This window comes from Amnibacterium setariae, from assembly GCF_003581425.1.
Lineage (GTDB): Bacteria > Actinomycetota > Actinomycetes > Actinomycetales > Microbacteriaceae > Amnibacterium > Amnibacterium setariae.
In genome coordinates this window covers 927,015-950,712 of sequence record NZ_QXTG01000001.1, presented here as the reverse complement: position 1 = coordinate 950,712, position 23,698 = coordinate 927,015, and the positions used below count along the sequence as shown (strand labels likewise).

Annotated in this window: 17 protein-coding genes; 6 read left to right on the top strand and 11 right to left on the bottom strand. The window is 72.9% G+C overall.

The annotated features are described in order from the left end of the window. Window positions 1-3 precede the first annotated feature (3 nt). The 5 genes from D1781_RS04845 (at window position 4) to xylB (ending at window position 6,970) form a co-directional block, all read left to right on the top strand. Window positions 4-1,011, top strand: a complete 1,008-nt coding sequence (locus D1781_RS04845) for a carbohydrate ABC transporter permease (protein ID WP_119481097.1) — start codon at window positions 4-6, stop codon at window positions 1,009-1,011. Beyond that, the gene (locus D1781_RS04840; protein ID WP_119481096.1) at window positions 1,011-1,892 is read left to right on the top strand and encodes a carbohydrate ABC transporter permease; all 882 of its coding nucleotides are present in this window, start codon (window positions 1,011-1,013) and stop codon (window positions 1,890-1,892) included. The genes D1781_RS04845 and D1781_RS04840 overlap by 1 nt, the downstream gene beginning before the upstream one ends. Next, window positions 1,889-4,222, top strand: a complete 2,334-nt coding sequence (locus tag D1781_RS04835; protein WP_119481095.1) for a beta-xylosidase/alpha-l-arabinosidase — start codon at window positions 1,889-1,891, stop codon at window positions 4,220-4,222. Before D1781_RS04840 ends, D1781_RS04835 begins: the two co-directional genes overlap by 4 nt. Window positions 4,223-4,324: 102 nt before the next feature. Continuing rightward, the gene (xylA, locus tag D1781_RS04830) at window positions 4,325-5,515 is read left to right on the top strand and encodes a xylose isomerase (protein WP_119481094.1); all 1,191 of its coding nucleotides are present in this window, start codon (window positions 4,325-4,327) and stop codon (window positions 5,513-5,515) included. 27 nt (window positions 5,516-5,542) lie between these two features. Further along, window positions 5,543-6,970 carry a xylulokinase gene (gene xylB / locus D1781_RS04825; RefSeq protein ID WP_119481093.1) on the top strand — a complete coding sequence of 476 codons (1,428 nt, stop codon included), beginning with the start codon at window positions 5,543-5,545 and terminating at the stop codon, window positions 6,968-6,970. Between the two features lie 197 nt (window positions 6,971-7,167). Here the strand turns inward: xylB and D1781_RS04820 are convergent, their stop codons facing one another. Continuing rightward, complete coding sequence (locus D1781_RS04820; protein ID WP_119481092.1) at window positions 7,168-8,544, bottom strand: HNH endonuclease signature motif containing protein; 1,377 nt, start codon at window positions 8,542-8,544, stop codon at window positions 7,168-7,170. 348 nt (window positions 8,545-8,892) lie between these two features. Between D1781_RS04820 and D1781_RS04815 the strand changes: the two genes are divergently transcribed. Next, the gene (locus D1781_RS04815) at window positions 8,893-9,951 is read left to right on the top strand and encodes an acyltransferase family protein (RefSeq protein WP_119481091.1); all 1,059 of its coding nucleotides are present in this window, start codon (window positions 8,893-8,895) and stop codon (window positions 9,949-9,951) included. Window positions 9,952-9,997: 46 nt separating this feature from the next. On the opposite strand, the gene D1781_RS04810 is transcribed toward D1781_RS04815, so the two are convergent. The 10 genes from D1781_RS04810 to D1781_RS04765 form a co-directional block, all read right to left on the bottom strand. Beyond that, window positions 9,998-12,871, bottom strand: coding sequence for a glycoside hydrolase family 2 TIM barrel-domain containing protein (locus D1781_RS04810; protein WP_119481090.1), 2,874 nt, complete (start codon window positions 12,869-12,871; stop codon window positions 9,998-10,000). Beyond that, window positions 12,868-14,976: an alpha-galactosidase gene (locus tag D1781_RS04805; RefSeq protein WP_119481089.1), complete on the bottom strand. Its 2,109-nt coding sequence runs from the start codon at window positions 14,974-14,976 to the stop codon at window positions 12,868-12,870. The genes D1781_RS04810 and D1781_RS04805 overlap by 4 nt, the downstream gene beginning before the upstream one ends. Window positions 14,977-15,045: 69 nt before the next feature. Next, window positions 15,046-15,981, bottom strand: coding sequence for a carbohydrate ABC transporter permease (locus D1781_RS04800; protein ID WP_233550995.1), 936 nt, complete (start codon window positions 15,979-15,981; stop codon window positions 15,046-15,048). A gap of 2 nt (window positions 15,982-15,983) precedes the next feature. Continuing rightward, a complete protein-coding gene (locus D1781_RS04795) occupies window positions 15,984-16,955 on the bottom strand; it encodes a carbohydrate ABC transporter permease (RefSeq protein WP_325048783.1) in 972 nt (323 codons plus the stop codon). Window positions 16,956-16,964: 9 nt separating this feature from the next. Beyond that, window positions 16,965-18,266 (bottom strand): ABC transporter substrate-binding protein, encoded by a 1,302-nt coding sequence (locus tag D1781_RS04790; protein ID WP_119481088.1) that lies wholly within the window; start codon window positions 18,264-18,266, stop codon window positions 16,965-16,967. 133 nt (window positions 18,267-18,399) lie between these two features. Beyond that, the gene (locus D1781_RS04785; RefSeq protein WP_119481087.1) at window positions 18,400-19,443 is read right to left on the bottom strand and encodes a LacI family DNA-binding transcriptional regulator; all 1,044 of its coding nucleotides are present in this window, start codon (window positions 19,441-19,443) and stop codon (window positions 18,400-18,402) included. A gap of 183 nt (window positions 19,444-19,626) precedes the next feature. Further along, window positions 19,627-21,210, bottom strand: a complete 1,584-nt coding sequence (locus tag D1781_RS04780) for a xylulokinase (protein WP_119481086.1) — start codon at window positions 21,208-21,210, stop codon at window positions 19,627-19,629. Between the two features lie 37 nt (window positions 21,211-21,247). Next, the gene (locus D1781_RS04775; protein WP_119481085.1) at window positions 21,248-21,442 is read right to left on the bottom strand and encodes a hypothetical protein; all 195 of its coding nucleotides are present in this window, start codon (window positions 21,440-21,442) and stop codon (window positions 21,248-21,250) included. Next, window positions 21,439-22,950, bottom strand: coding sequence for an L-arabinose isomerase (gene araA, locus D1781_RS04770; protein WP_119481084.1), 1,512 nt, complete (start codon window positions 22,948-22,950; stop codon window positions 21,439-21,441). Before araA ends, D1781_RS04775 begins: the two co-directional genes overlap by 4 nt. Before the next feature lie 4 nt (window positions 22,951-22,954). Beyond that, window positions 22,955-23,674, bottom strand: a complete 720-nt coding sequence (locus D1781_RS04765; protein ID WP_119481083.1) for an L-ribulose-5-phosphate 4-epimerase — start codon at window positions 23,672-23,674, stop codon at window positions 22,955-22,957. Between the last annotated feature and the right edge of the window lie 24 nt (window positions 23,675-23,698).

Below are 23,698 nucleotides of genomic sequence, written 5' to 3'. Positions count from 1 at the left end.
ATCATGACCGTCCGCGAGCAGCTCCCCACGGGTCGCTCGTCCGGACCGCGCTCGACCACGGGGGGCGGCGTCACCTCGCCGCTCCCCGTGGCGCGCCGCCGCTCCACGGGTTCGTGGCGCAGCCGGCTCGAGATCGCGGTGCTGACGGGCCCGGCCCTCGCCGTCTTCCTCCTCTTCGTGATCTTCCCGGTCCTGGCGGCCGCCTACTACGGCTTCTACCGCTGGGCCGGCTACGGCGTGCCGACGCAGTTCGTCGGCCTGCAGAACTACGTCACGATCGTCCAGGACCCCACGTTCCTCGCGGCGCTCGGCCACAACACCGTGATCGTCGTGCTGTCGCTCGTCCTCCAGGGCCCGATCGCGGTCCTGCTCGCGCTCCTGCTCAACCGGAAGATGCGCGGGCAGACCCTCATCCGGGTCCTGATCTTCATCCCCTACGTGATCTCCGAGGTCGTCGTCGGCACCGGCTGGTCGCTGATCCTGCAGACCTCCGGCGCGCTGAACAGCGCGCTGCAGGCCGTCGGGCTCGGCGCGCTGAAGGTCGACTGGCTCGCGAACCCCGATGTCGCCATCTGGACGCTGATGGGGATCATCACCTGGAAGTACGTCGGCTTCGCCGTGATCCTCTTCCTCGCCGGCCTGCAGGGCATCCCGGAGGAGCTGACCGAGGCCGCCTCGATCGACGGCGCGACGTTCTGGCAGATCCAGCGCCGCATCACGCTGCCGCTGCTCGGCCCGACGCTGCGCATCTGGGCGTTCCTGTCCGTGATCGGCGCGCTCCAGCTGTTCGACCTCGTCTACATCATCTGGGGCCAGTACGTCGCCTCCACCGCCGGCACCTCGACCATGGCGACCTACCTGGTCGTCAACGGCCGCAACGCCGGCAGCTACGGGTACGGCAACGCCGTCGCGGTCGTCCTGTTCGTCATCTCCCTGATCGTCGCCCTCGTGTACCAGCGCTTCGTGCTGCGCCGGGACACGGAGGGCGCGCTGACCGGAAAGGGCCGCTGATGGCCGTCGAAGCCCTCCCCTCGAACGCGCTCCGGCGCCCCCGACGATCCCGGCCGACCGGGCACAGCGCCGCCTCCAACGGCGTCGTCTACGTGGTCGCGGCGGTCGTGATCGTGCTCATGCTCGCGCCGGTCGCGTACATCGTCATCGGCGGCTTCCGCACGAACTCGCAGATCACCGACTCCCCCGCCGGCTTCCCGGCGCCGTGGGTGGCGAAGAACTACGTCGACGTGCTCACGGGCGGCCTGTTCTGGCGGCTCGTCGGCAACTCGCTGATCGTCGGCCTGCTCACCACGCTCGGCGTGGTGGTGCTGGGCCTGATGGCGAGCTTCGCGATCGCGCGGTACGAGTACCGGCTGCGCGGCGCGATGTACGCGCTGTTCGCGGCCGGTCTGATGTTCCCCGTCACGGTCGCGATCACGCCGCTCTACATCGTGGTGAAGAACCTCGGCCTGACGAACACGCTCGCCGGCGTGATCCTGCCGCAGATCGCGTTCGGCCTGCCGACCACGATCATCATCCTGGTGCCGTTCCTCCGGGCCATCCCGGTGGAGATCCAGGAGGCGGCGGAGATCGACGGCGCCAGCCGGCTCGGCTTCTTCTGGCGCATGGTCGTCCCGCTGTCGCTGCCCGGCGTCGTGACGGTCGGCATCCTCGCGTTCATCGGCAGCTGGAACGGCTACCTGCTGCCGCTGTTCATCCTGAACAACCCGTCGACGTTCACGCTGCCGCTCGGCGTGCAGCAGTTCTCGTCGCAGTACTCCGTGGACACCGCGCGGGTGCTCGCGTTCACGTCCCTCTCGATGCTCCCGGCGCTGATCTTCTTCTCGATCTTCCAGCGACGCATCGTCGGCGGCCTCACAGGCGCGGTGAAAGGATGACGACCGTGACCGGCAGCGCAGCAGCACCGGCGGAAGCGTCCGCCTTCTCCGAGCGGGTGCTGGACCTGCTCTCCCGCATGACGCTGGACGAGAAGCTCGCCCAGCTGGTCGGCTTCTGGGTCGACCAGGGCGGCGAGGCCGTCGCGCCGATGCAGGGCGAGATGGCGCCGTCGCCGGCGTACGAGGAGGCGACCCGGCACGGGCTCGGCCAGCTCACCCGCGTCTACGGCACCCGTCCCGTCGACCCGCTGGAGCGGGCGCGCTGGCTGCGTACCGAGCAGCGGCGGCTGAAGGCGGAGACGCGGCTCGGGATCCCCGCGCTCGTGCACGAGGAGTGCCTCACCGGCCTCGCCGCGTGGCAGGCCGCGACCTTCCCGACGCCGCTCGCCTGGGGCGCCTCCTTCGACCCGGAGCTGGTCGAGCGGATGGCGGCGCTGATCGGCGACTCGATGCGCTCGCTCGGCGTGCACCAGGGCCTCGCCCCGGTGCTCGACGTCATCCGCGACCCCCGCTGGGGCCGGGTCGACGAGTGCATCGCCGAGGACCCGGTCGTCGTCGGCACGATCGGCACGGCCTACGTGCGCGGGCTGCAGTCGGCGGGCGTGCACGCGACGCTCAAGCACTTCGTGGGCTACTCCGCCTCCCGGGCGGGCCGGAACCACGCGCCGGTCTCGATCGGGCGGCGCGAGCTGCAGGACGTGTTCCTGCCGCCGTTCGAGACCGCGGTCCGCGACGGCGGCGTGCGGTCGGTCATGAACTCGTACACGGAGCTCGACGGCGAGCCCGTCGCGGCCTCCCGCGCCCTGCTCACGGACCTGCTCCGCGACCGGTGGGGCTTCGACGGCGTGGTCGTCTCCGACTACTTCGCGGTCGCCTTCCTCGCGGTGATGCACCGCGTGGCGGCGGACCGCGGCGAGGCCGCGGCGCTCGCGCTCGAGGCGGGCATCGACGTCGAGCTGCCGACCGGCGACGCGTACCTCGCGCCGCTCGCCGAGCGGATCGAGGCGGGGCTCGCCGGCACGGACGCGGTGGACCTCGCCGTGCTGCGCGTGCTCGCGCAGAAGGAGTCGCTCGGCCTGCTCGACGAGACGTTCGACGCCGAGCCGGAGCCGGTCGACCTCGACTCCCCCGCGCACCGGGCCGCCGCGCTCGCGCTGGCGGAGGAGTCCGTCGTGCTGCTCGCGAACGACGGCGCCCTGCCGCTGGCCGGCGACGCGCGCTCCCGGATCGCGGTGATCGGCCCGAACGCGGACCGGTCCGAGGCGCTCATGGGCTGCTACTCGTTCGCGAACCACGTGCTCGCGCACCACCCGGGCGTCCCGCTCGGGTTCGAGATCCCCTCCGTGCTCGAGTCGCTGCGCACCGAGCTGCCGGGTGCCGAGCTCCGCTTCGCCGCGGGCTCGGCGGTCGAGGGCGACGACCGCTCCGGGTTCGAGGAGGCCGTCGCCGCCGCACGGGAATCGGCGGTCGCGATCGTCGTCGCCGGCGACCAGGCGGGCCTGTTCGGCCGCGGCACGGTCGGCGAGGGCAACGACGCGGAGTCGCTCGACCTGCCCGGCGTGCAGCGCGAGCTCGTCGAGGCGGTCGTCGCGACCGGCACCCCGACGGTGCTCGTGCTCCTGACCGGCCGCCCCTACGCGATGGAGTGGGCGCTCGACGGCCCGGCCCGGCCGGCTGCGGTCGTGCAGGCGTTCTTCCCCGGCGAGGAGGGCGGCACCGCGATCGCCCGCGTGCTGTCCGGCACGACGGCGCCGTCCGGCCGCCTGCCGATCTCGCTGCCGCGGAGCGCCGGCGCGCAGCCGTACTCCTACCTGCACCCGGTGCTCGGCGGCCCCTCCGAGGTGACGAGCGTCGACCCGACCCCGGTGCGGCCGTTCGGCTTCGGCCTCGGCTACACGACGTTCGCGCACGAGGACCTGCAGGTGGCGGGGCGGGTCGCCGCCGGCGGCACGATCGAGGCGACCGTGCGCGTGCGGAACACCGGCGACCGCGCGGGCACCGACGTCGTGCAGCTCTACGCGAACGACGTCGTCGCCTCGGTCACGCGGCCGGTCGCGCAGCTGCTCGCGTTCCGCCGCGTCGACCTGGAGCCGGGCGAGGAGGCGACCGTGACGTTCTCCGTCCCGACCGCCCTGCTCGCCTTCAGCGACCGCCGGTTCGTGCGGATCGTCGAGCCCGGCGAGGTGCGCCTCTGGGCGGGCCCGTCGTGCGCCGAGGAGGAGACCGTCGCGACGCTCGAGATCACCGGCCCCGTGCACGAGGTCGGCCCCGAGGACGGCCGCTCGGCGACCGTCCGCGTCGACCGGACGGACGTCTCCGCCGCATCCTGACCGTCGCCCGGACCCCGGCGTGCCGACGCTTGCCGGGGGCCGGGCGAACCCGTATGTTGTGACCTGCAACATTTTCGCTTCAACGAGGAAACGGAGCCTCTCATGGCCGAGAAGCCGACCCGCGACGACAAGTTCTCCTTCGGTCTCTGGACCGTCAACTACAACGGCTCGGACCCGTTCGGCGGCCCGACCCGCGCGCACCTCGACACGGTGCACGTGGTCGAGAAGCTCGCCGAGCTGGGCGCCTACGGCCTCACGTTCCACGACGACGACCTGTTCGCCTTCGGCTCGACCGACGCCGAGCGCCAGACCGAGATCGACCGCCTCAAGCAGGCGATGAGCGACACCGGCATCGAGGTGCCGATGGTCACGACCAACCTCTTCAGCGCGCCCGTCTTCAAGGACGGCGGCTTCACCTCCAACGACCGCGCCGTCCGCCGCTTCGCGCTGCGCAAGGTGCTCCGCAACATCGACCTCGCCGCCGAGCTCGGCGCGAAGACGTTCGTCATGTGGGGCGGCCGCGAGGGCGCCGAGTACGACTCCGCCAAGGACATCCGCGCCGCGCTCGAGCGCTACCGCGAGGCCGTCAATCTGCTCGGCCAGTACGTGACCGACAAGGGCTACGACATCCGCTTCGCGATCGAGCCGAAGCCGAACGAGCCCCGCGGCGACATCCTGCTGCCGACGCTCGGCCACGCCCTCGCCTTCATCGAGACTCTCGAGCGCCCCGAGCTCGTCGGCATCAACCCGGAGGTCGGCCACGAGCAGATGGCGGGCCTGAACTTCGCGGCCGGCGTCGCCCAGGCCCTGTACGCCGGGAAGCTGTACCACATCGATCTCAACGGCCAGCGCGGCATCAAGTACGACCAGGACCTCGTCTTCGGCCACGGCGACCTGCAGAACGCGTTCGCGCTCGTCGACCTGCTGGAGAACGGCGGCCCCGACGGCGGCCCGACGTACGACGGCCCGCGCCACTTCGACTACAAGCCGAGCCGCACCGAGGACGAGACCGGCGTCTGGGACTCGGCCGCCGCGAACATGCGCACCTACCTGCTGCTGAAGGAGCGCGCCGCGGCCTTCCGCGCCGACCCCGAGGTGCAGGAGGCGCTGCAGGCGTCGAAGGTCACCGAGCTGAGCACCCCGACGCTCGGCGAGGGCGAGACCTACGACACCTTCCTCGCCGACCGCAGCGCGTTCGAGGACTTCGACGCGAACGCGTACTTCAACGGCAAGGGCTTCGGCTTCGTGCGCCTGCAGCAGCTCGCGCTCGAGCACCTGCTCGGCGCCCGCTGATCGCCCTCCGCTGAGAGCAACGCCGGCATGACGCTCGTCGCCGGGGTCGACTCGTCGACCCAGAGCTGCAAGGTGGTCGTCCGCGACCTCGACTCGGGCGCCGTCGTGCGCTCGGGTCGGGCGTCGCACCCGGACGGCACGGAGGTGGACCCCGAGTCCTGGTGGACGGCGCTGAACGCCGCCATCGAGGACGCCGGAGGGCTCGCCGACGTCGCCGCGATCGCGATCGGCGGGCAGCAGCACGGCATGGTCGCGCTCGACGGCGAGGGCCAGGTCGTGCGCAAGGCGCTGCTGTGGAACGACACGCGCTCGGCGCAGGCCGCGCTCGACCTGATCGAGGAGGCGGGCGCCCAGGCGCTCGCCGACGGCACCGGCACGGTGCCGGTCGCGTCGATCACGTCGACGAAGCTGCGCTGGCTGCGCGACGCGGAGCCGGACAACGCGGCCCGCGTCGCCGCCGTCGCGCTGCCGCACGACTGGCTGACGTGGCGTCTGCTCGGGTACGGGCCGGAGGCGGTCTCCCCCTCCGGCCCCGTGCTCGAGGCGCTGACCACCGACCGGTCAGACGCCTCCGGCACCGGGTACTTCGACTCGGTCCGGAACCGCTACGACCGCGGGATGCTCGAGCTCGCGCTCGGGCACGACGTGGTGCTGCCGCGCGTGCTCGGCCCGTCCGAGGTCGCCGGGCGCACCGTCGACGGGCTGCCCGGCATCCCCGCCGGCATCGTCGTGGGCGCGGGTGCGGGCGACAACGCGGGCGCGGCGCTCGGTCTCGGCGCGAGCGCCGGCGACGTCGTCGTCTCGATCGGCACCTCCGGCACCGTGTTCGCGGTCAGCCCGACCCCGACGCACGACGCCTCCGGCACGGTCGCGGGCTTCGCCTCCGCGTCGGGCGAGTTCCTGCCGCTCATCGCGACGCTGAACGCGGCGCGCATCCTCGACGTGACCGCCCGCCTGCTCGGCGTGGACCACGACGAGCTCGGCCGGCTGGCGCTCGCCGCGGAGCCGCGCTCCGGCGGCCTCGTGCTCGTGCCGTACTTCGCGGGTGAGCGCACGCCGAACCTGCCGGACGCGACGGCGTCCCTGGTCGGGATGACCCTCGGGTCGACGACCCGGGAGAACCTCGCCCGCGCCGCTGTCGAGGGCCTGCTCTGCGCGCTCGCCGACGGGCTCGCCGCCGTGCAGGGGCAGGGGGTGACCGCGGAGCGGCTGCTGCTGATCGGCGGCGCCGCGCTGAACCCGGCCGTGCAGGCCGTGGCCGCGCAGGTGTTCGCGGAGCCGGTCGTCGTGCCGCAGCCGGGCGAGTACGTCGCGGCGGGCGCCGCCGTGCAGGCCGGCTGGGCGCTGAGCGGCAGCCGTCCGCAGTGGCCGGTGCCCGACGTGGCGTCGCCCGCGCCGGATCACCACCCGGAGATCCTCGAGGCCTACCGGGCCGCGGCAGCCCGCGCCGTCTGACCTCCGCGCGGCTCGGTGGAGCGGCGCCCGCCGCCCCACCGAGCCGCGGCTCACGGCGCTCCCACTGACGCGCTGATTCCGCCCGCTCGCGAGGTGGTTTCGGCACGGGCGCGGAGCGCCCGGCTCAACCACCGTGTCCCGTTGGTCGAGGTGCGAGCGCAGCGAGCCTCGAGACCAGCACGCACCTTCGAGCTCGGTCAGGCGGAGAGGTTCACCGGCGGCACGGGGCCGCCGGGCCTGCGCCTGCCTCGTGGATCGACGTGGGGTGGCGGTGTCCACCACCACCTGCCGTCTTCGCGTTGCACCTGCCATCCGTGCTCGTCGTGGAGTCGGTGGCATCGCCAGCAGAGGAGGATCCCGTTCTCGATCGAGGTGGATCCGTATCCGGCGGGGTCGATGTGCGCGGCGTCGCACCAGGACAAGGGTGCGTCGCAGTTCGGGCCCGCGCACCCTTGGTCCCGGACCGCCATCGCACGCCGTTGCGCCTCGGAGAAGAACCGACGGCCGGTTCCGAGGTCCAGGGGCTGGCTGTCGCCACCGAGGACGACGGGGATGATCTCCGCCTCCTCGGCGAGCATGCGCGCGGTCGCGGCGGGGATCGTCTCCATGCACCCGGGCAGCAGGGCGTGGCTGATCCCGCTCCGCAATGCCTCTTCGCTGATCGTGACGAGCATCGTCACGGCGGTGCCGGCGACGCGCCCGTCGTCGATCTTCAGGACCTTCTTCGCGATCCGCTGAACACCGTCGACGCGGCGCTTGTTCAGCGGGCGGAGGTCCTTGTCGTCGAGCTTCGGTGCGTCATCCAGGACGAGCTGGAATCGACGCTGGGACGTGTTGGCGTCGAGGGCGGTCTCGAAGAAGCCCGCCGTCAGCGGGTCGAGATCGAGCACCCACCGGGTGAGCCCGTTGTCGAGCTTCCGCTTCGTCACCGTCGCCTGGCCTGCCAGCTCGCCGTCACGCGGCCCGTTGCCCTCCGGGTGCGCGTACGCGGGCACCAGGCGGAAGTGCTCCAGCAGCTCGTCGGCGGTGTAGCCCTCCTGCGACCGCTCCACCAGCTGGCGTTCGAGCTCCTCCAGCTCGAGCGGGGTGAGGCCGTTCTCGACCTCCTTCAACGCCCGGACGAGCGCCGCTGCGACGGAGACGTCGAGGCAGCCGGCCTCGAGGGCTGCTGCGACATGAGCGCGCTTCGCCGGCAGTCGCGTTCCGTCGATCGCCTCGCGGGGACGGACCGCAGCCGCGAGGGCGGTCAGCGTGCCGGCCTCCTCGCGCGGGATGCCCGCGACCTGGGCCAGCAGTGCCGCCGGGCTCGCCGCGCCCATGGTGCGGGCGAGGTTCGTCTCGTCGCGGATCTCGCTGCGTCGGGCGATCTCGCCGGCGAGCTTCGCGCGCTCGGACTCGGCGAGACGGATGAGTCGGCTCACCGAATCGGTCGCTTCGAGCAGCTCCTGATCGGACAGCAGCCGGACCGGGCCGTCCGACGACGCGCCGTCGAAGCGGCCGCTCGCGGAGACGCGGTCGAAGCCGCGCGCGTAGGCGGACGCCTGCGCGAGCACCGCCTCCGCGTTCCGGTTCATGCGTGTATTCGAGCACGGGGCACTGACACTGCATCCCGTTTCTGCCAGGGTTTTTCCGCTCAACGGAACGGCGTGTCCTGCTGATTCCGGATTGGACGACAGCGGTCTTCAGGGTGGTCTCGAGGCTCGCTTCGCTCGCACCTCGACCAGCGGAGAAGGCGGATGCGAGGCTCGCTGCGCTCGCACCTCGACCAGCGGGGACGGCGATGAGTGGCGGCCTGGAGGACCAGCGAGGCTCGCTGCGCTCGCACCTCGACCGGCGAACGGGCACTCGATCCGTGACCCTCGTTCGGGGGACGCGCGGGGTCATTCCCCGGGGCGAGCGCGGGCCCGGGTGAGCATCGGAGGGTGACCACCGCCTCGACGATCCGACCGGCCGTCGCGGTCCGACCCGCTCCCGGCGGTCGCATCGCGCTCTGGGACAACGCGCGAGCGCTCCTGATCGGGCTGGTCGTGTTCGGCCACGGGCTCGAGAGCATGCGCGGCTCGACGTCGGTCGACGTCGTCTACGCGGTCGTCTACGCCTTCCACGTGCCCGCCTTCTTGTTCGTCTCCGGCTGGTTCGCGCGCGCCGACCGACTCGACGCGAAGGCGCTGCTCGGCACGTCCCGGCTGCTCGTCACCTGGCTGCTCGCGGAGGCGGGCTGGGTCGTGCTGCGCCTCGCGACCGGGGAGCCGCCGTTCCCCGGCTCGTTCCTCGTCGTGCCGAGCTGGACCCTGTGGTTCCTCGTCACCCTCTTCCTGATGCGGCTGCTGCTCCCCTACCTCGCCCGCCTCCGGGCGCCGCTCGTGCTCGCGGTCGTCGCGACGCTCGGCGTCGGGCTGCTCGACGTCGGCACCGCGTTCTCCGCGAGCCGCACGATCTGCCTGCTGCCGTTCTTCCTGCTCGGCTGGTGGCTGCGCGGCCGAGGGCTCGACCGCGCGGCGTGGTTCCTCGCCCCGTCGGTCCGCGTACGCGCCGCGGCGGGAGCCGCGATGGCCGTCGCGGCCGGCGCGATCGTGCTCCTGATGCGGCAGGACGCGTGGACGACCCAGCTGCTGTTCTGGCGCCGCGGCTACGCGGGCATGGATCTCGACGCCGTGGAGGGCGTCGCGCTGCGCGGCACGGTCCTCGTGATCGCCGCCGTGATGACGCTCGCGCTGCTCGTGCTGGCGCCGCGTACCCGGTTCCGCTGGTCGAGCGTCGGGCAGCACACGCTGACCGTCTACCTGCTGCACGGGCCGGTCATCGAGCTGCTGCGCCGCACCCCGCTCGACGACGCCGTGCCGAGCGGCCCGCTCGCGCTGCTGCTCGCGGCCCTGCTCGCCGTGGTGCTCGTCGTCGGCCTCGGCAACGACCTCGTCGGCCGCCTGCTGAAGCCGCTGACCGAGCCCGACTGGGCGCTCCGCCGCCTGAGCCCCTCCTGACCGGACCCCGGTCGCGCGCCTCCTCGGGCGCACGACCGGGTCCGCGTCAGAACGGCCGGAAGGCGAGCACGCCGCGGACGGGACGCGCGTCGAGCCGGTGCTGCGGCAGGACGCCGGGGCCGCAGGACGCCGTGCCGATGCCGTGCTGCGCGAGGTCGAGCACCAGGCGGGCGCGATCGGCCGCCTCCGGCAGGTCGGTCGGGTGCGCCGCGGCGTCGAGCTCCGCGGAGGTCCACGGGCTCGCGGTGAACGCGAACCCGTCGCCCTCGACCGCGAACCCGCGGCCCTCCCGGCCGAGCGCGACGCGCACGACCCCGGAGCGCGAGCCGTTCTCCTGCGGCTTCACGTAGTCGGTGTGGAGGGCGCGCACGCCGTCGACGCGGAACGCGCCGAGGCGCTGCGACTGGCCCGTGTCGGGGTAGCGCTGCCCCGGCCCGTACCCGTCCCAGGCGACGTCGTCCGGCGCCCACGGCAGCGCGAGCTCGAGCCCGGCGCGGGCCCAGCCCGACGACCACGGGCCCTCCGGCGTGAGCGACACCTCCAGGCCGAGGGCCTCGCCGTCCGTCGTCCAGCGCGCGACCACGCGGAGCCGGTGGTCGGCGGCGGCCGGCGCGACCACGGTCTCGACCTCGAGCGCCGCGTCCTCGACGCGGACGGCGACGACCCGGGCGTGGAGGCGGTCGAGCCCGGCGAGCGCCCAGCGCTCCGCGTCGCTCAGCCCCTCCTGCTTGTTGTCGGCGATGCCGCGGTCGTTGTCGGTCGGCGCGCGCCACAGCGCGACCGTCGGCCCGTCGACGGGCAGGCCGCCGAGCTCGGTCAGTCGGCCGGTCGCCGCGTCGAAGGCGCCCGGCCCGAGGCGGATCGTCCCGCCCTCCTCGTGGACGGCGCCGGACGGCTTGACCGGCGCCGGCACGGCGAGCGCGCCGTGCTGCACCCACGCGACCTCCTGCCCGTCGGTCGCCCAGTCGGACTCCTCGCGGGTCACGGCCGACACGGTCAGCACGCCGTCGCCCTCCGCCTCCGCCGGCAGCGGCACCACCGCGGTCGTCCCGGGCGCGACGTGCGGCATGCCGATGAAGCCATGGGCGTCGCCGCGCGACCAGACGAGCTCGAAGGCCCCGAGGTCGACGAAGTCGTACCGGTTCGTCACCTGCACCCGTCCGTCGACGACCGCCAGCTCGATCGGCTCGATCACCTTCGCGTAGTCGAGGAGGCCGGGCCGCGGGTTCCGGTCCGCGTCGACGAGCCCGTCGGCCACGAAGTTGCCGTCGTGGATCTCCTCGTCGAAGTCGCCGCCGTAGGCGAAGAACTCGCGCCCGTCGGCGGTCCGCCGCCGGATGCCGTGCTCGAGCCACTCCCAGACGAAGCCGCCCTGCGTGCGCGGGTAGGTGCGGAAGCTCGTCTCGTACTCGCTCATCCCGCCCGGGCCGTTGCCCATCGCGTGCACGTACTCGCACTGGATGAAGGGCAGGGACCGGCGGTGCGCGTCGGCGGCCGGGTCCGGCAGCGGCGCCTCCTCCTGCCGGCCGATCGCGGCGACCTCGTCCTGGTGCGCGTACATGCGGGAGTAGACGTCGACGTAGGTGCTCGACCAGTCGCCCTCGTAGTGGACCGGCCGGCTCGGGTCGAGCTCCTTCGCGAGCCGCGCGGAGGCCTCGAGGTTCCGCCCCGTGCCGGCCTCGTTGCCGAGCGACCAGAGGATCACGCTCGCGTGGTTCCGGTCGCGGGCGACGGTGCGCCGCATCCGGTCGAGGTAGGCGGGCTCCCACTGCGGGTCGTCGCTCGGGTTGCGCCGCCAGCCGACGTGCACGAAGCCGTGCGTCTCGAGGTCGCACTCGTCGACGAGGTAGAAGCCGAGCTCGTCCGCGAGCGCGGGCAGGTCGGGGTGCGGCGGGTAGTGGGAGGTGCGGATCGCGTTGACGTGGTGCCGCTTCATCAGCAGCAGCTCCTGCCGGACCACCTCCGGCGGCACGACGCGGCCGAGGTCGGGGTGGTGCTCGTGGCGGTTGACGCCGCGGATCCGGATACGGCGCCCGTTCACCTTGAGCTGCGCGTCCTCGATCGTGATCGTGCGGAACCCGACCCGCAGGCTCGCCCGCTCGGTCGCCGTGCGGACGACCACGTCGACGAGGTCCGGCGTCTCCGCCGTCCACGCCGGCACGTCCAGCCCCTCGTGCGCGACGCCCACCGGCAGGCCCTCGAGCCCGAGCGCCGGGACGTCGACCACGGCCTCGGCACCGTCCCGCACGTCGGCCTCGACGAGGAGGCATCCGCGCCCGTCGACCAGGTCGGCGTGGACGCGCACGTCCTGCAGACCGCCCGCCGGCGCGGCCTGCACCGCGACGTCGCGGAAGACGCCCGGCAGCCACCACATGTCCTGGTCTTCGAGGTAGCTCGTCGCCGCCCACTGCGTCACCCGCAGCACGAGGCGGTTCTCGCCGCGCACGAGCACGCCGCTCATGTCGAACTCGTGGACGAGCCGGCTGCCCGCCGTCGAGCCGAGCCACCGCCCGTTCAGCCAGACCTCGCCGACCGCGTCGACCCCGTCGAGGCGCAGCAGCGCCCGGGTGTCCTCGTGCTCCCACGTGAAGGACCGCGCGTGGTCGCCGACCGGGTTCGCGTCCGGCACGTGCGGCGGATCGACCGGGAACGGGAACCGGGTGTTCGTGTAGGCGGGCGCGCCGTGCCCCTGCATCGGCCAGCTCGACGGGACCGGGATGCGGTCCCAGCCCGCCGTGTCCGGCCCGTCCCCGGCGAGGTCGTCGGGCGCCGCCGCCGGCGAGGCGGAGATCCGGAGCGCCCACTCGCCGTTCAGCGGCAGCAGCGGCGCATCCGTGTCGAACCGCGCGCGGGGCGCGATCCAGCCGTCGCCGACGAGGTGCCGCTCGTCGATCCGCTCGGTCTCGAGGGCGTCCGTCATGCCTCCGCCTCCACGGTGATCAGGAGCGCGTGCTCCGGGTTCAGGACGGGCATCGGCAGCCCGAGGACCGCGAGCGCGCGGCCCGACAGCACCGCGCCCTCCGCGAGCCACCCGGGCGCGAGCCGCTGGGTCGTGTCGTGCTCGGTCACCTGCAGGGCGAGCGCCACCCGGTACCGCCGGTCCGGGTCGAGCCCCGGCAGCCGGACCGGCAGGGGGGACTCGAACTCGGAGGTCGTGAGCTGCGCCCACGAGTAGAGCGCGCTCCCGCCGTCGCCCGCGACCACGCCGGTGAGCTGCACGGCCGGGTCGGGCGAGTCGCCCCGCACGAGCCGCCCGGTGTGGAGCACGCCGCGCCAGCGCTTGTAGAGGTCGATCGCGGCGGCGAGACCGCGGCGCTCCTCGTCCGTCGCGCTCCGCACGTCCCACTCGATGCCGAAGTGGCCGAACAGGGCGGTCGCGGTGCGGAAGCCGATGTCGTGCGTGCGACCCGTGCTGTGCGAGGTGGTCGGGCCGACGTGCGCGCCGACGAGCTCCGGCGGCAGCAGCAGCTCCGTCCAGCGCTGGATCGCCTGCCGCTCGAGCGCGTCGTTCGTGTCGGAGGTCCAGACCCGGTCGGTGCGCTGCAGGATCCCGAGGTCGACTCGCGCGCCGCCGGACGAGCACGACTCGATCTCCACCGAGGGGTGGCGCCGCTTCAGCTCGTCGAACAGCCGGTAGGCGGCGAGCGTCTGCGCGTGCGTCGAGGCGCGGCCGTCGTGCCCGAGCTCGAGCTGGTCGCGGTTCTGATCCCACTTCAGATACGCGATGTCGTTCTCGGTCAGCAGCGCGTCGAGCCGCTCGAGCACGTGCGCGAACGCCTCCGGGTGCACGAGGTCGATCACCTGCTGGTGCCGCCACTCGAGCGACGTGCGCCCGCCCGGCCGCGCGATCCAGTCGGGGTGCTCGCGGGCGAGGTCGGAGTCCTCGTTGATCATCTCGGGCTCGACCCAGAGCCCGAACTGCATGCCGCGGCCGCGCACGTGCTCGATGAGCGGGGTGAGCCCGTCCGGCCACACGGCGGGGTCGACCCACCAGTCGCCGAGCCCCGCCCGGTCGTCGCGGCGGTTGCCGAACCAGCCGTCGTCGAGCACGAACCGCTCGACGCCGAGCTCCGCCGCGGTGTCGGCGAGCCCGCGCAGCACGTCGAGGTCGTGGTCGAAGTAGACCGCCTCCCACGTGTTCAGGACGACCGGGCGCGGCGTCGCGGGGTGCTGCGGCCGGGCGCGGATCCAGTCGTGCAGCCGCGCGCTGACCCCGTCGAGCCCCTCCGCGGACCAGGCGGCGTAGGCGGTCGGCGCGACGTACCGCTCCCCCGGCGCGAGCACGACCTCGCCGGGGTCGAGCAGCTCGCCGGCGCCGAGCACGGTCTGCCCGCTCGGCAGCCGGTCGACGAACGACTCGTGGTCCCCGCTCCAGCCGAGGTGCATCGCCCACACGGCGCCGCTGCGCCAGCCGAACCGCGGCTCGCCCGCCGCGATCACGACCGGGGCGTCGTGCCCGGTGCGCCCGTGCCGGCCGCTGCGCACCCACGTGCCCTGGTCGATGCGGCGCCGCTGCGGCTGCTTCTCCCGCGCCCAGCGGCCGGTCGTGTCGAACGACTCCGCGGCCTCCGGCGGCACGGGGAGCACGAGGTCGAAGCGCTCGAGCGCGTAGTCGCCGGCGCCCGTGTTCTCGAGCGACCCGTCGAGGAGCAGCAGCCCCGAGGGCGCGATCGCGAGGCGGACCTCGACCGCGAGGCCGGCCTCATCGTCCGCGAGGCGGAGGGTCAGCGCGGCGCCGTCCTGCTCGGCGCCGGTCAGCGCGAGCCTCGGCGAGAAGGCGCTGCCGTCCGGGCGGCTCCCGCGGATCGCGGGCCGGCCGCGCCAGCCCCGCGCGCGCTGCGGCAGCAGCGACGGGCGGACCGGCGCGTCGAAGGTCGACGGCGGCACGGCGGTCGCCGCGAGCACGCCCGGGTCGGGCAGGTCGGCCCCGAGGGGCGCGCCCCAGTGGACGACGACCGGGTCGTCGCCGGCGAGGTCGACGAGCAGCCCGACGCCGCCCGCCTCGAGGTAGTGCTGTCCGGCCATGCGGTGCGTCCTTCCGTGCGCAGGGCGGCGGGCACCGGATCGCGTCCGGTGCCCGCCGCCCCTGGTGAATCAGCCCTTGTTGGCCCCGAGCGTGAGACCCGCCACGAACTGCCGCTGCAGCGCGAGGTAGATCACGAGCGTCGGGATCACGATGATCACGGCCCCCGCCGCGAGGAGGTTGTAGTTCGACAGGAACTGGCCCTGCAGGTTGTTGATCGCGGTCGTGATCGGCAGCCGGTCGCCGGACTGGATCAGCACGAGCGGCCAGAAGTAGTCGTTGTAGATGAAGATCACCTCCAGCGTGCCGAGCGCCGCGAGCGCCGGCCGCGTGAGGGGCATCACCACGCCGATGTACTGCCGCCAGACCCCCGCGCCGTCGACCCGGGCCGCCTCCGACAGCTCGAGCGGGAGCGCCTTCATGTAGTTCGACAGCACGAAGGTGCAGAACCCGATCTGGAACGCCGTGTTGATCGCGACGACGCCGAACAGCTGGTTCAGCAGCGTGCCGGAGTCCGAGATCGAGTACGGCAGCTGCGTCAGCTTGAACAGCTCGAACACCGGCGCCGCGAGCACCTGCGGCGGCAGGAGGTTGCCCGCCGTGAACATGATCAACAGGGTCGTGTTGAACCGCCAGCTGAACCGGCTCACCGCGAACGCCATCATCGACGCGAAGAACAGCGTGAGCAGCACGGTCGGGATCGTGACGAGCGTCGAGTTCAGGAAGTAGCCGGCGAAGCCGCCCTGGTTCCACGCCGCGAAGTAGTTCCCGAGGTCGAAGCGCCCCGCGATCGAGAAGTAGCCGTACCGGTCGGTGTCCGCCTTCGGCCGCAGCGACGTGTAGACGGCCCACAGCAGCGGGATCAGCCACATCACCGCCATCACGGTGAGGAACAGGTACGTGCCGAGGTGCCGCGGCCCGCGCCGCGTCCGGGTCGCCGCGGCGGTCGTCGCGGCCGCCCGGGCCGGCGCGGTCGCGCCGGTGGTGGTGGTCGTCGTCGTCGTCACGGTCACCGCTCCTTCGTCGAGAACGTGCGGGAGAGGTAGAACACGATCGGCACCAGCGAGATCACGAGCAGCACGACCGCGAACGCGGACCCGATGCCGATGACCTGCCCCTCGCCCACGAGGTACTGGATGACGAGCGCGGACACGAGCTCCAGGCCGTTCGTCGCACCGTTGATCACGTAGACGATGTCGAAGGCGCGCAGCGACTCGATGATCGTGATCACCACGATGATCACGTTCGTCGGCGCCATGGCCGGGAACACGACGCGGAAGAAGATCTGCCGGGCGTTCGCCCCGTCGAGCGCCGCCGCCTCCCGCAGCGACGGGTCGACCCCCTTCAGCCCCGCCAAGTACAGGATCATGATGTAGCCGGCGTGCCGCCAGGTCGCCGCCACGAGCGCCGCCCAGAGGTTCACGTTCGAGTTGCCGAACCAGTCGACCGCCCGCGGCGTGCCGGCGGTGCCGAGCAGGCTGTTCAGCAGGCCGTTGTCCTGCGAGTAGAAGAGCTGCCAGATGATGCCGATCAGCGCGACGGACAGCATGACCGGCACGAAGAAGATGCTCTGGTAGATGCGGCTGCCGCGGATCGGCTGGTCGAGCAGCACCGCGAGCAGCAGCCCGAGGGGCGTGCCGATCACGGCGAGGAACAGCAGCCAGACGACGTTGTGCAGCACCGCCGGCCAGAACGCCGGCGACTCCGCGAAGACGAACCGGTAGTTCGCGGCGCCGACGAACTGGAACCCGCCGAGGGTGAGCCCGTCCCAGCGGAAGAACGACAGCACGATCGACGCGACCGTGGGCAGCCACACGAGCACGAGCTGGATGAGGGTGGGGATGGCCACCATGACGGCCAGGACGACGGCGTCCCGACGGGTGAGTGCGCGCAGGCGGCCGCGCGCCCGGGCCGGAGGGCGGGTGCCCTCCGGCCCGGGCGTGGTCGCCGGGCTCAAGCCGATCGGCTGGATTCCGGACACGGGGTATCCCTACTGGTTGGCGTAGAGCGACTTCGCCTGCGTCTCGAGGTTCGCGAGGTCGATGGAGCCGGACTTCGTGAAGTTCTGCAGCGCGGGGATCATGACGTTCGACGCCATCGCCGGCAGCGCGTCGCGGTCGAAGAACTGGCTGATGTGCTTCGCGTTCGCGATCACGTCGCCCAGCTTCTTGTTGAAGGCGCTGTAGCCGGAGGTGTCGGCGTCCTTCGCCGTCATGATGTTGGAGGAGTCGACCTTCCAGTACGCGAGCTGGCCCTCGCCGGTGCCGAGGTAGGCGAGCATGTCCTTCGCCGCCTGGTTCTGGGCGCCCTTCTTCGACAGCATCAGGCCGTCGATCGGGGCCTCGACCGAATCGGTGCCCTCGACCTTGACCTCGGGGAACGGGAAGAAGTCGATGTCGTCGAGCACGGCCTTGTCCGTGAACTGCTGGGTCACGAACGAGCCGAGCAGGTACATGCCCGCCTGCTTGTTGCCGAGCTTCTGGGCCGCCTCCTGCCACGTCAGGCCGAGGGCGCTCGGGTCCTGGTAGGTGCGGAGCTCCTTCCAGGTGTCGAACACCTCCTGCACCTTCGAGGAATTCCAGGCCTCCTTGTGCGCGCACAGGTCGACGTGGAACTGGTAGCCGTTGATGCGCATGTTCAGGTAGTCGAACGTGCCCATCGCGGGCCAGCCGTCCTTGTCGGCGAACGCGATCGGGATGATCCCGGCGGTCTTCATCTTCTTGGCGAGCGCGACGAGCTCGTCGAAGGTGCCCGGCACCTCCCAGCCCTTCGACTGCCAGAACGACTTCCGGTAGAAGAAGCCCCACGGGTAGTTGTAGTTCGGGACGAAGTACTGCTTGCCGTCGTCGCCGGTCGACGCCTGCTTCAGGGCGTCGGAGTAGTTCGAGCCGATCTTCGACCAGACGTCGGACACGTCGCCGACGAGGCCCTTCTTCGCGTAGTAGCGCATGCGGTACCCGGCGAACCAGGTGAACGCGTCGTCGGGGCTGCCCTGGAGGTAGTTGCTGATCTTCTCCTGGAACCCGTTGTGGTCGCTCGTCTTCGTCTGGATCGTGTCCTTGGACTTCTTCTCGAAGGCCGACACGAACGCGGCGTACGCCTTCTTGGGCACCTCGTCCGAGGCGTTCGATCCGAAGGTCGCGCTGCCGCCGCCTCCCGCACCGCCGCCGCCGGACGAGCCGCCCGAGCACGCGGCGAGCAGCTGCGTGCCCGCGAGACCGACCGCGCCGATGCCGGCGCCGCGGATGAGACTGCGGCGGTTCAGCTCGAACCCGCCGGGATGTGCTGCCATGAACCCACTCCTTCGTGCGTCTCTTGCGGCCTCGCCGGCGCCCGTCTCCGGGCGCGCCTCGTCAGGGAGGCCCCACGCGATGCGAAACGTTCACATCGCTCGGCGGCATCATCGTCGCGCAGTGCGCGGCGCGTCAAGCGGGGCGCGCCGGAAGCCGCCCGATCGTGATCGCGGCGGTGCTGTCGCGCACGACGAGACGGGGCAGGACGCGGGGCGGCCGCCACGGCGCGACCGTGCCCTCGACCTCGTCGAGGAGCACGCCGATGGCCCTGCGGCCCAGCTCGTGGAAGTCCTGCCGGACCGTCGTCAGGGCCGGTCGCAGGTGGCGCGCGTACGGCACGTCGTCGAAGCCGACGACGCTGAGGTCGTCGGGCACGCGCAGCCCGAGGTCGTGCGCCGCGGCGAGCAGGCCGATCGCCATGTCGTCGTTCGCCGTGAACACCGCGGTCGGCTGCTCGACGGGCAGGAACCGCGTCGCGATCTCCCGCGCGCTGTCGGACGTCCAGTCGCCGTCGGGCCCGACGACGGGGACGAGGCCGTGCTCACGCATCGCCGCCTCGTAGCCGCGCTGCCGCTCCTCCGCCTCGGCCCAGCCGGAGGGGCCCGGCAGGTGGAGGATCCGGCGGTGGCCGAGCGCGTGCAGGTGCCGCACGGCGAGCCGGGCGCCCTCCTGCTGGTCGAAGCCGAAGTCGTGCACCTCGTCCGGGCCGCCCTGCAGGGTCAGCACCGGCACGTCGGCGCCGCTGGCGCGCACGGCCTCCCGGGCGCGGTCCTGCGGCGCGATCGCGACGATGCCCTCGACCCCGTGCGCGATCAGCTCGTCGAGCCCGGCGAGGATGTCGGGCGGCTCGTCGCTCGAGTTCGGCACCGTCGTGACGCTGTACCCGCGGTCCTTCGCCGCCTCGACGATCGTGAGGAACGAGCTGAAGGGCCCGTAGAGCGCCCGTGCCGACAGCAGCACGCCGATCGTGCGGCTGCGGGAGGTGACGAGCGCGCGGGCCGCCCGGTTCGGGCGGTAGCCGAGGGCGTCGATCGCGCTGCGCACGCGCTCGACCGTCTCCGCGCGCAGGCTCGGGTGCGCGTTGAGCACGCGCGAGACCGTCTGGTACGACACCCCCGCCCGCTCGGCGACGTCGCGGATCGACGGAGGCCTGGATCGGCCGTCGGGATCGCGCATGGGGCTCCTCGTGCGTCGCGACGCGGAAGGTGCCGCGATGCTAGCGCCCGCCCGGAGCCCGCGGTCAGCCCTTGCGCGCGGCGCGCGCGGCCCGCGCCCGGAATTGCGCGCTCCGGTCGCAGTTGCGTGCGAGCGCTCGCGCGCAACTGCGACTGCAGCGCGCATCTTCACGTCCGGCCCGTCTCAGAGCGCCGTGATCGCCGTCCGCTCGAGCGCGAGGCCCGCCTCGTACCGCTCGAGGTACGCGGCGAAGGCCTGCACGTCGGCCTCCTCCGGCTCGACCGTGCGGAACGCCGCGTCCGCGAAGACGCGCTCGCCGAGCCACGTGCTCAGGTCCGTCTCCGCGCCCGAGGCCGTGTAGGCCGCGAGCACCGCGACGCCCCAGGCGCCGCCCTCCGCGGCGGTCTCGCCGACCGCGACGGGGGCCGCGAGCGCGCCCGCTAGGAAGCGCTCGGCGACGCCCTCCGTGCGGAACAGCCCGCCGTGGGCGAGCATCCGGTCGAGCCGGACGCCCTCCGACGCGAGCACGCGCATCCCGACGGCCAGCGCGCCGAAGACGCCATAGATCTGCGCCCGCATGAAGTTCGCGAGCGTGAAGCGGCTGTCGGGGGTGCGGACGACGAGCGGCCGTCCCTCCTCGAGGCCGATCACCGGCTCGCCGGACAGGAGGTTGTACGCGAGCAGGCCGCCCGCGTCGCCGTCGCCGTCCAGCGCCTCGCGGAAGAGCACGCCGAAGACGTCGTCGGCGGCGAGGCCGGAGCCGGAGGCCGCGGCGAACCGGGTGAACAGGCCCGCCCACGCGCCGAGCTCGCTCGCGCCGTTGTTGCAGTGGACCATCGCGACCGGGTCGCCGGCCGGCGTGGTGACGAGGTCGAGCTCGTGGTGCTGCTGCGCGAGCGGCCCCTCGAGCACGACCATCGCGAAGACGCTGGTGCCGACGCTGACGTTGCCCTCGCGGGGCGCGACGGAGTTCGTCGCGACCATGCCGGTGCCGGCGTCGCCCTCGGGCGGCGCCGCGACGGCGCCGGGCGCGAGCGCGCCGCTCGGGTCGAGGAACGCCGCGCCCTCCGCGGTGAGCTCGCCCGCCGGCCGGCCCGCGTCCAGGACGTCGGGCAGCAGCGCGCGCAGCGACAGCCCCGGCGCCCGGTCCGCGACGAGCGCGTCGAACCGCTCCACGAGAGCCGCGTCGTACTCGTGCGTCGCGGCGTCGATCGGGAACATGCCGGACGCGTCGCCGACGCCGAGCACGTCACGACCGGTCAGGCGGCGGTGCACCCATCCCGCGAGCGTGGTGAACGACGCGACGCGGGCGACGTGCTCCTCGCCGTCGAGCACCGCCTGGTACAGGTGCGCGATCGACCAGCGCATCGGGATGTTGACCCCGAACAGCTCGGACAGCTCCGCGGCGGCGGAGCCGGTCGTCGTGTTGCGCCAGGTGCGGAAGGGCACGAGGAGGCCGCCGTCCGCGTCGAACGCGAGGTAGCCGTGCATCATCGCCGAGACGCCGACCGCGCCGAGCGCGGTGAGCTCGACGCCGTGGCGGCGCCGCACGTCCGCGACGAGGTCGGCGTAGGCGGCCTGCAGCCCGGCCTCCGCGTCCTCGAGGGAGTACGTCCACATCCGGTCGACGAAGGCGTTCTCCCACTCGTGCGCGCCGACGGCGAGCACCTCGTGGTCCTCGCCGATCAGGCACGCCTTGATTCGCGTCGACCCGAGCTCGATGCCGAGCACCGCACGGCCCCCGGTGATGACGTCCGCTGCGCTCATCGCGCGATCCTCCTCCTCCCCGCCGCGGCGGGGACGGTCAGCAGGGCTCCGCGCCGGCCCGCAGGCGCCAGAGCGCCGCGGGCCCGACGAAGGGCGCCAGGGTCGACTGGGCGCTCGCGCCGAGCCGCAGCCACTCGGCCTCGACGGCGTCGAGGACCGCGAGGCGCGGCAGGTGCGGCACGAGCGCCGCGAGCCGCTCGACCAGGGCGAGCAGCTCGTCGAACGCGGTCACAGACCGCGCGCGAGCCGGTGGTAGGCCGCGTTCCACTGGACCTCGCGCGTGAACCCGCGCACGGTGGTGGCGTCGTCGATCACGAGCAGCTCGGTCTCGGTCATCGTGGCGAAGGCCTCCCAGACGTCGACGCCCGCGGCGGTCGTCATGACCGTGTGGTGCGCGGCGCCGGCGGTCAGCCAGCAGGTCGCGGAGGTGGTGAAGTCCGGCTGCGGCTTCCACACCGCGCGGCCGACGGGCAGCTTCGGCAGCGCCTCCGGCGGCGTCACGACGTCGACGACGTTCGCGACGAGGCGGAAGCGGTCGCGCACGTCGCTCATCGCGACGACGACCGCGGGGCCGGCGTCGGCGTTGAAGACCAGGCGCACCGGGTCGTCCTTGCCGCCGATGCCGAGCGGGTGCACCTCGAGGCTCGGCCTCGCCGTCGTGAGCGACGGGCTGACCTCGAGCATGTGCGCGCCGAGGATCAGCTCGCTGCCCGGCGTGAGGTCGTACGTGTAGTCCTCCATGAGGCTCGCGCCGCCCGGGAGCCCCGCGCCCATCACGTTCGCGATGCGCACCAGCGCCGCGGTCTTCCAGTCCCCCTCGGCGCCGAAGCCGTAGCCCTCGGCCATGAGGCGCTGGACCGCGAGGCCCGGCAGCTGCTTGAGCGCGCCGAGGTCCTCGAAGTTCGTGGTGAACGCGGCGAACCCGCCCTCCTCGAGGAAGGAGCGGAGGCCGATCTCGATCGCGGCGCCGTCGCGCAGGGACTGCCGGCGCGCGCCGCCCTCCTGCAGCTCCGGGACGACGTCGTAGAGGCGGTCGTACTCGGCGACGAGCGCGTCGACGTCCGCGTCGGCGACCTGCGCGACCCGGTCCGCGAGCTCGTTGACGCCCCACGTGTTGACCTGCATGCCGAAGCGGATCTCCGCCTCGGTCTTGTCGCCCTCGGTGACGGCGACGAAGCGCATGTTGTCGCCGAAGCGCGCGAGCTTCAGCGTGCGGGCGGCGCTGCGGCCCGCGGCGGCGCGCTGCCAGACCTCGACCTTCGCGCGGACGGCGGGGTCGGAGACGTGGCCGACGACGGTGCTGCGCGGCACGCCCATCCGGGACTCGATGTAGCCGAACTCGCGGTCGCCGTGCGCGGCCTGGTTCAGGTTCATGAAGTCGAAGTCGATCTCGCTCCACGGCAGGGCGACGTTCGCCTGCGTGTGGAGGTGCAGCAGCGGCTTCTGCAGCGCGGTGAGCCCGCCGATCCACATCTTCGCCGGGCTGAACGTGTGCATCCAGGCGATGACGCCGATGACGGAGTCGTCGCTGTTCGCGTCGAGCATCGCGCGGCGGATCGCGTCGGCGTCGGTGAGCACCGGCTGCCACTCGACGCGCACGGGCACGCCGGCCGCGAGCTCGTCGGCGATCGCGCGCGACTGGTCGGCGACCTGCGCGAGCGTCTCCGGCCCGTAGAGGTGCTGGCTGCCGGTGAGGAAGAGGACCCGGTACGAGTCGAAGGTGGTGTCGAGCGCGGTCATGTCATCACTCCGTGGGGCTGGCGAGGCGGGTGTCCGTGGACTGCCCGTAGACGTTCTGGTAACGGTCGAAGAGACGGTCGACCGCCTCCTGCGGGATGGGGACGAGGGGGCCGAGCTCGCGCGCGACGTGCACGCTGCGGGCGACGTCCTCGACCATGACGGCGGCCTTGACGGCGTCGCGGGCGTCCTTGCCGATCGTGAACGGGCCGTGGTTCGCCATCAGCACCGCCCGGCTGCGGTGGCCGGACAGCGTCTCGACGATCCCGCGGCCGATCGAATCGTCGCCGATGATCGCGAACGGGCCGACCGGGATCGGCCCGCCGAACTCGTCGGCCATCGCCGTGAGCACGCACGGGATCTCCTCGTTCCGCGCCGCCCACGCGCAGGCGTAGGTCGAGTGCGTGTGCACGACGCCGCCGATGTGCGGCATGTGCCGGTACACGTACGCGTGCGCCGCCGTGTCGGAGGAGGGGCTGCGGTGGCTACCGGGGCTGCCCGCGACGACGTTCCCGTCGAGGTCGCACAGGATCATGTCCTCGGCGGCGAGCGCGTCGTACGGCACGCCCGACGGCTTGATCACGAACAGGTCGGCGCCGGGCACGCGGCCGGACACGTTGCCGCCGGTCCACACGACGAGGCCGTAGCGGACGAGCTCCGCGTGGAGCGCGGCGACGTCCCGCCGGACCTCCGCGATCGCCTGCTCGACCTCGGGGCTGAAGGCCATTCCATCTCCATCGACGCGACTCGG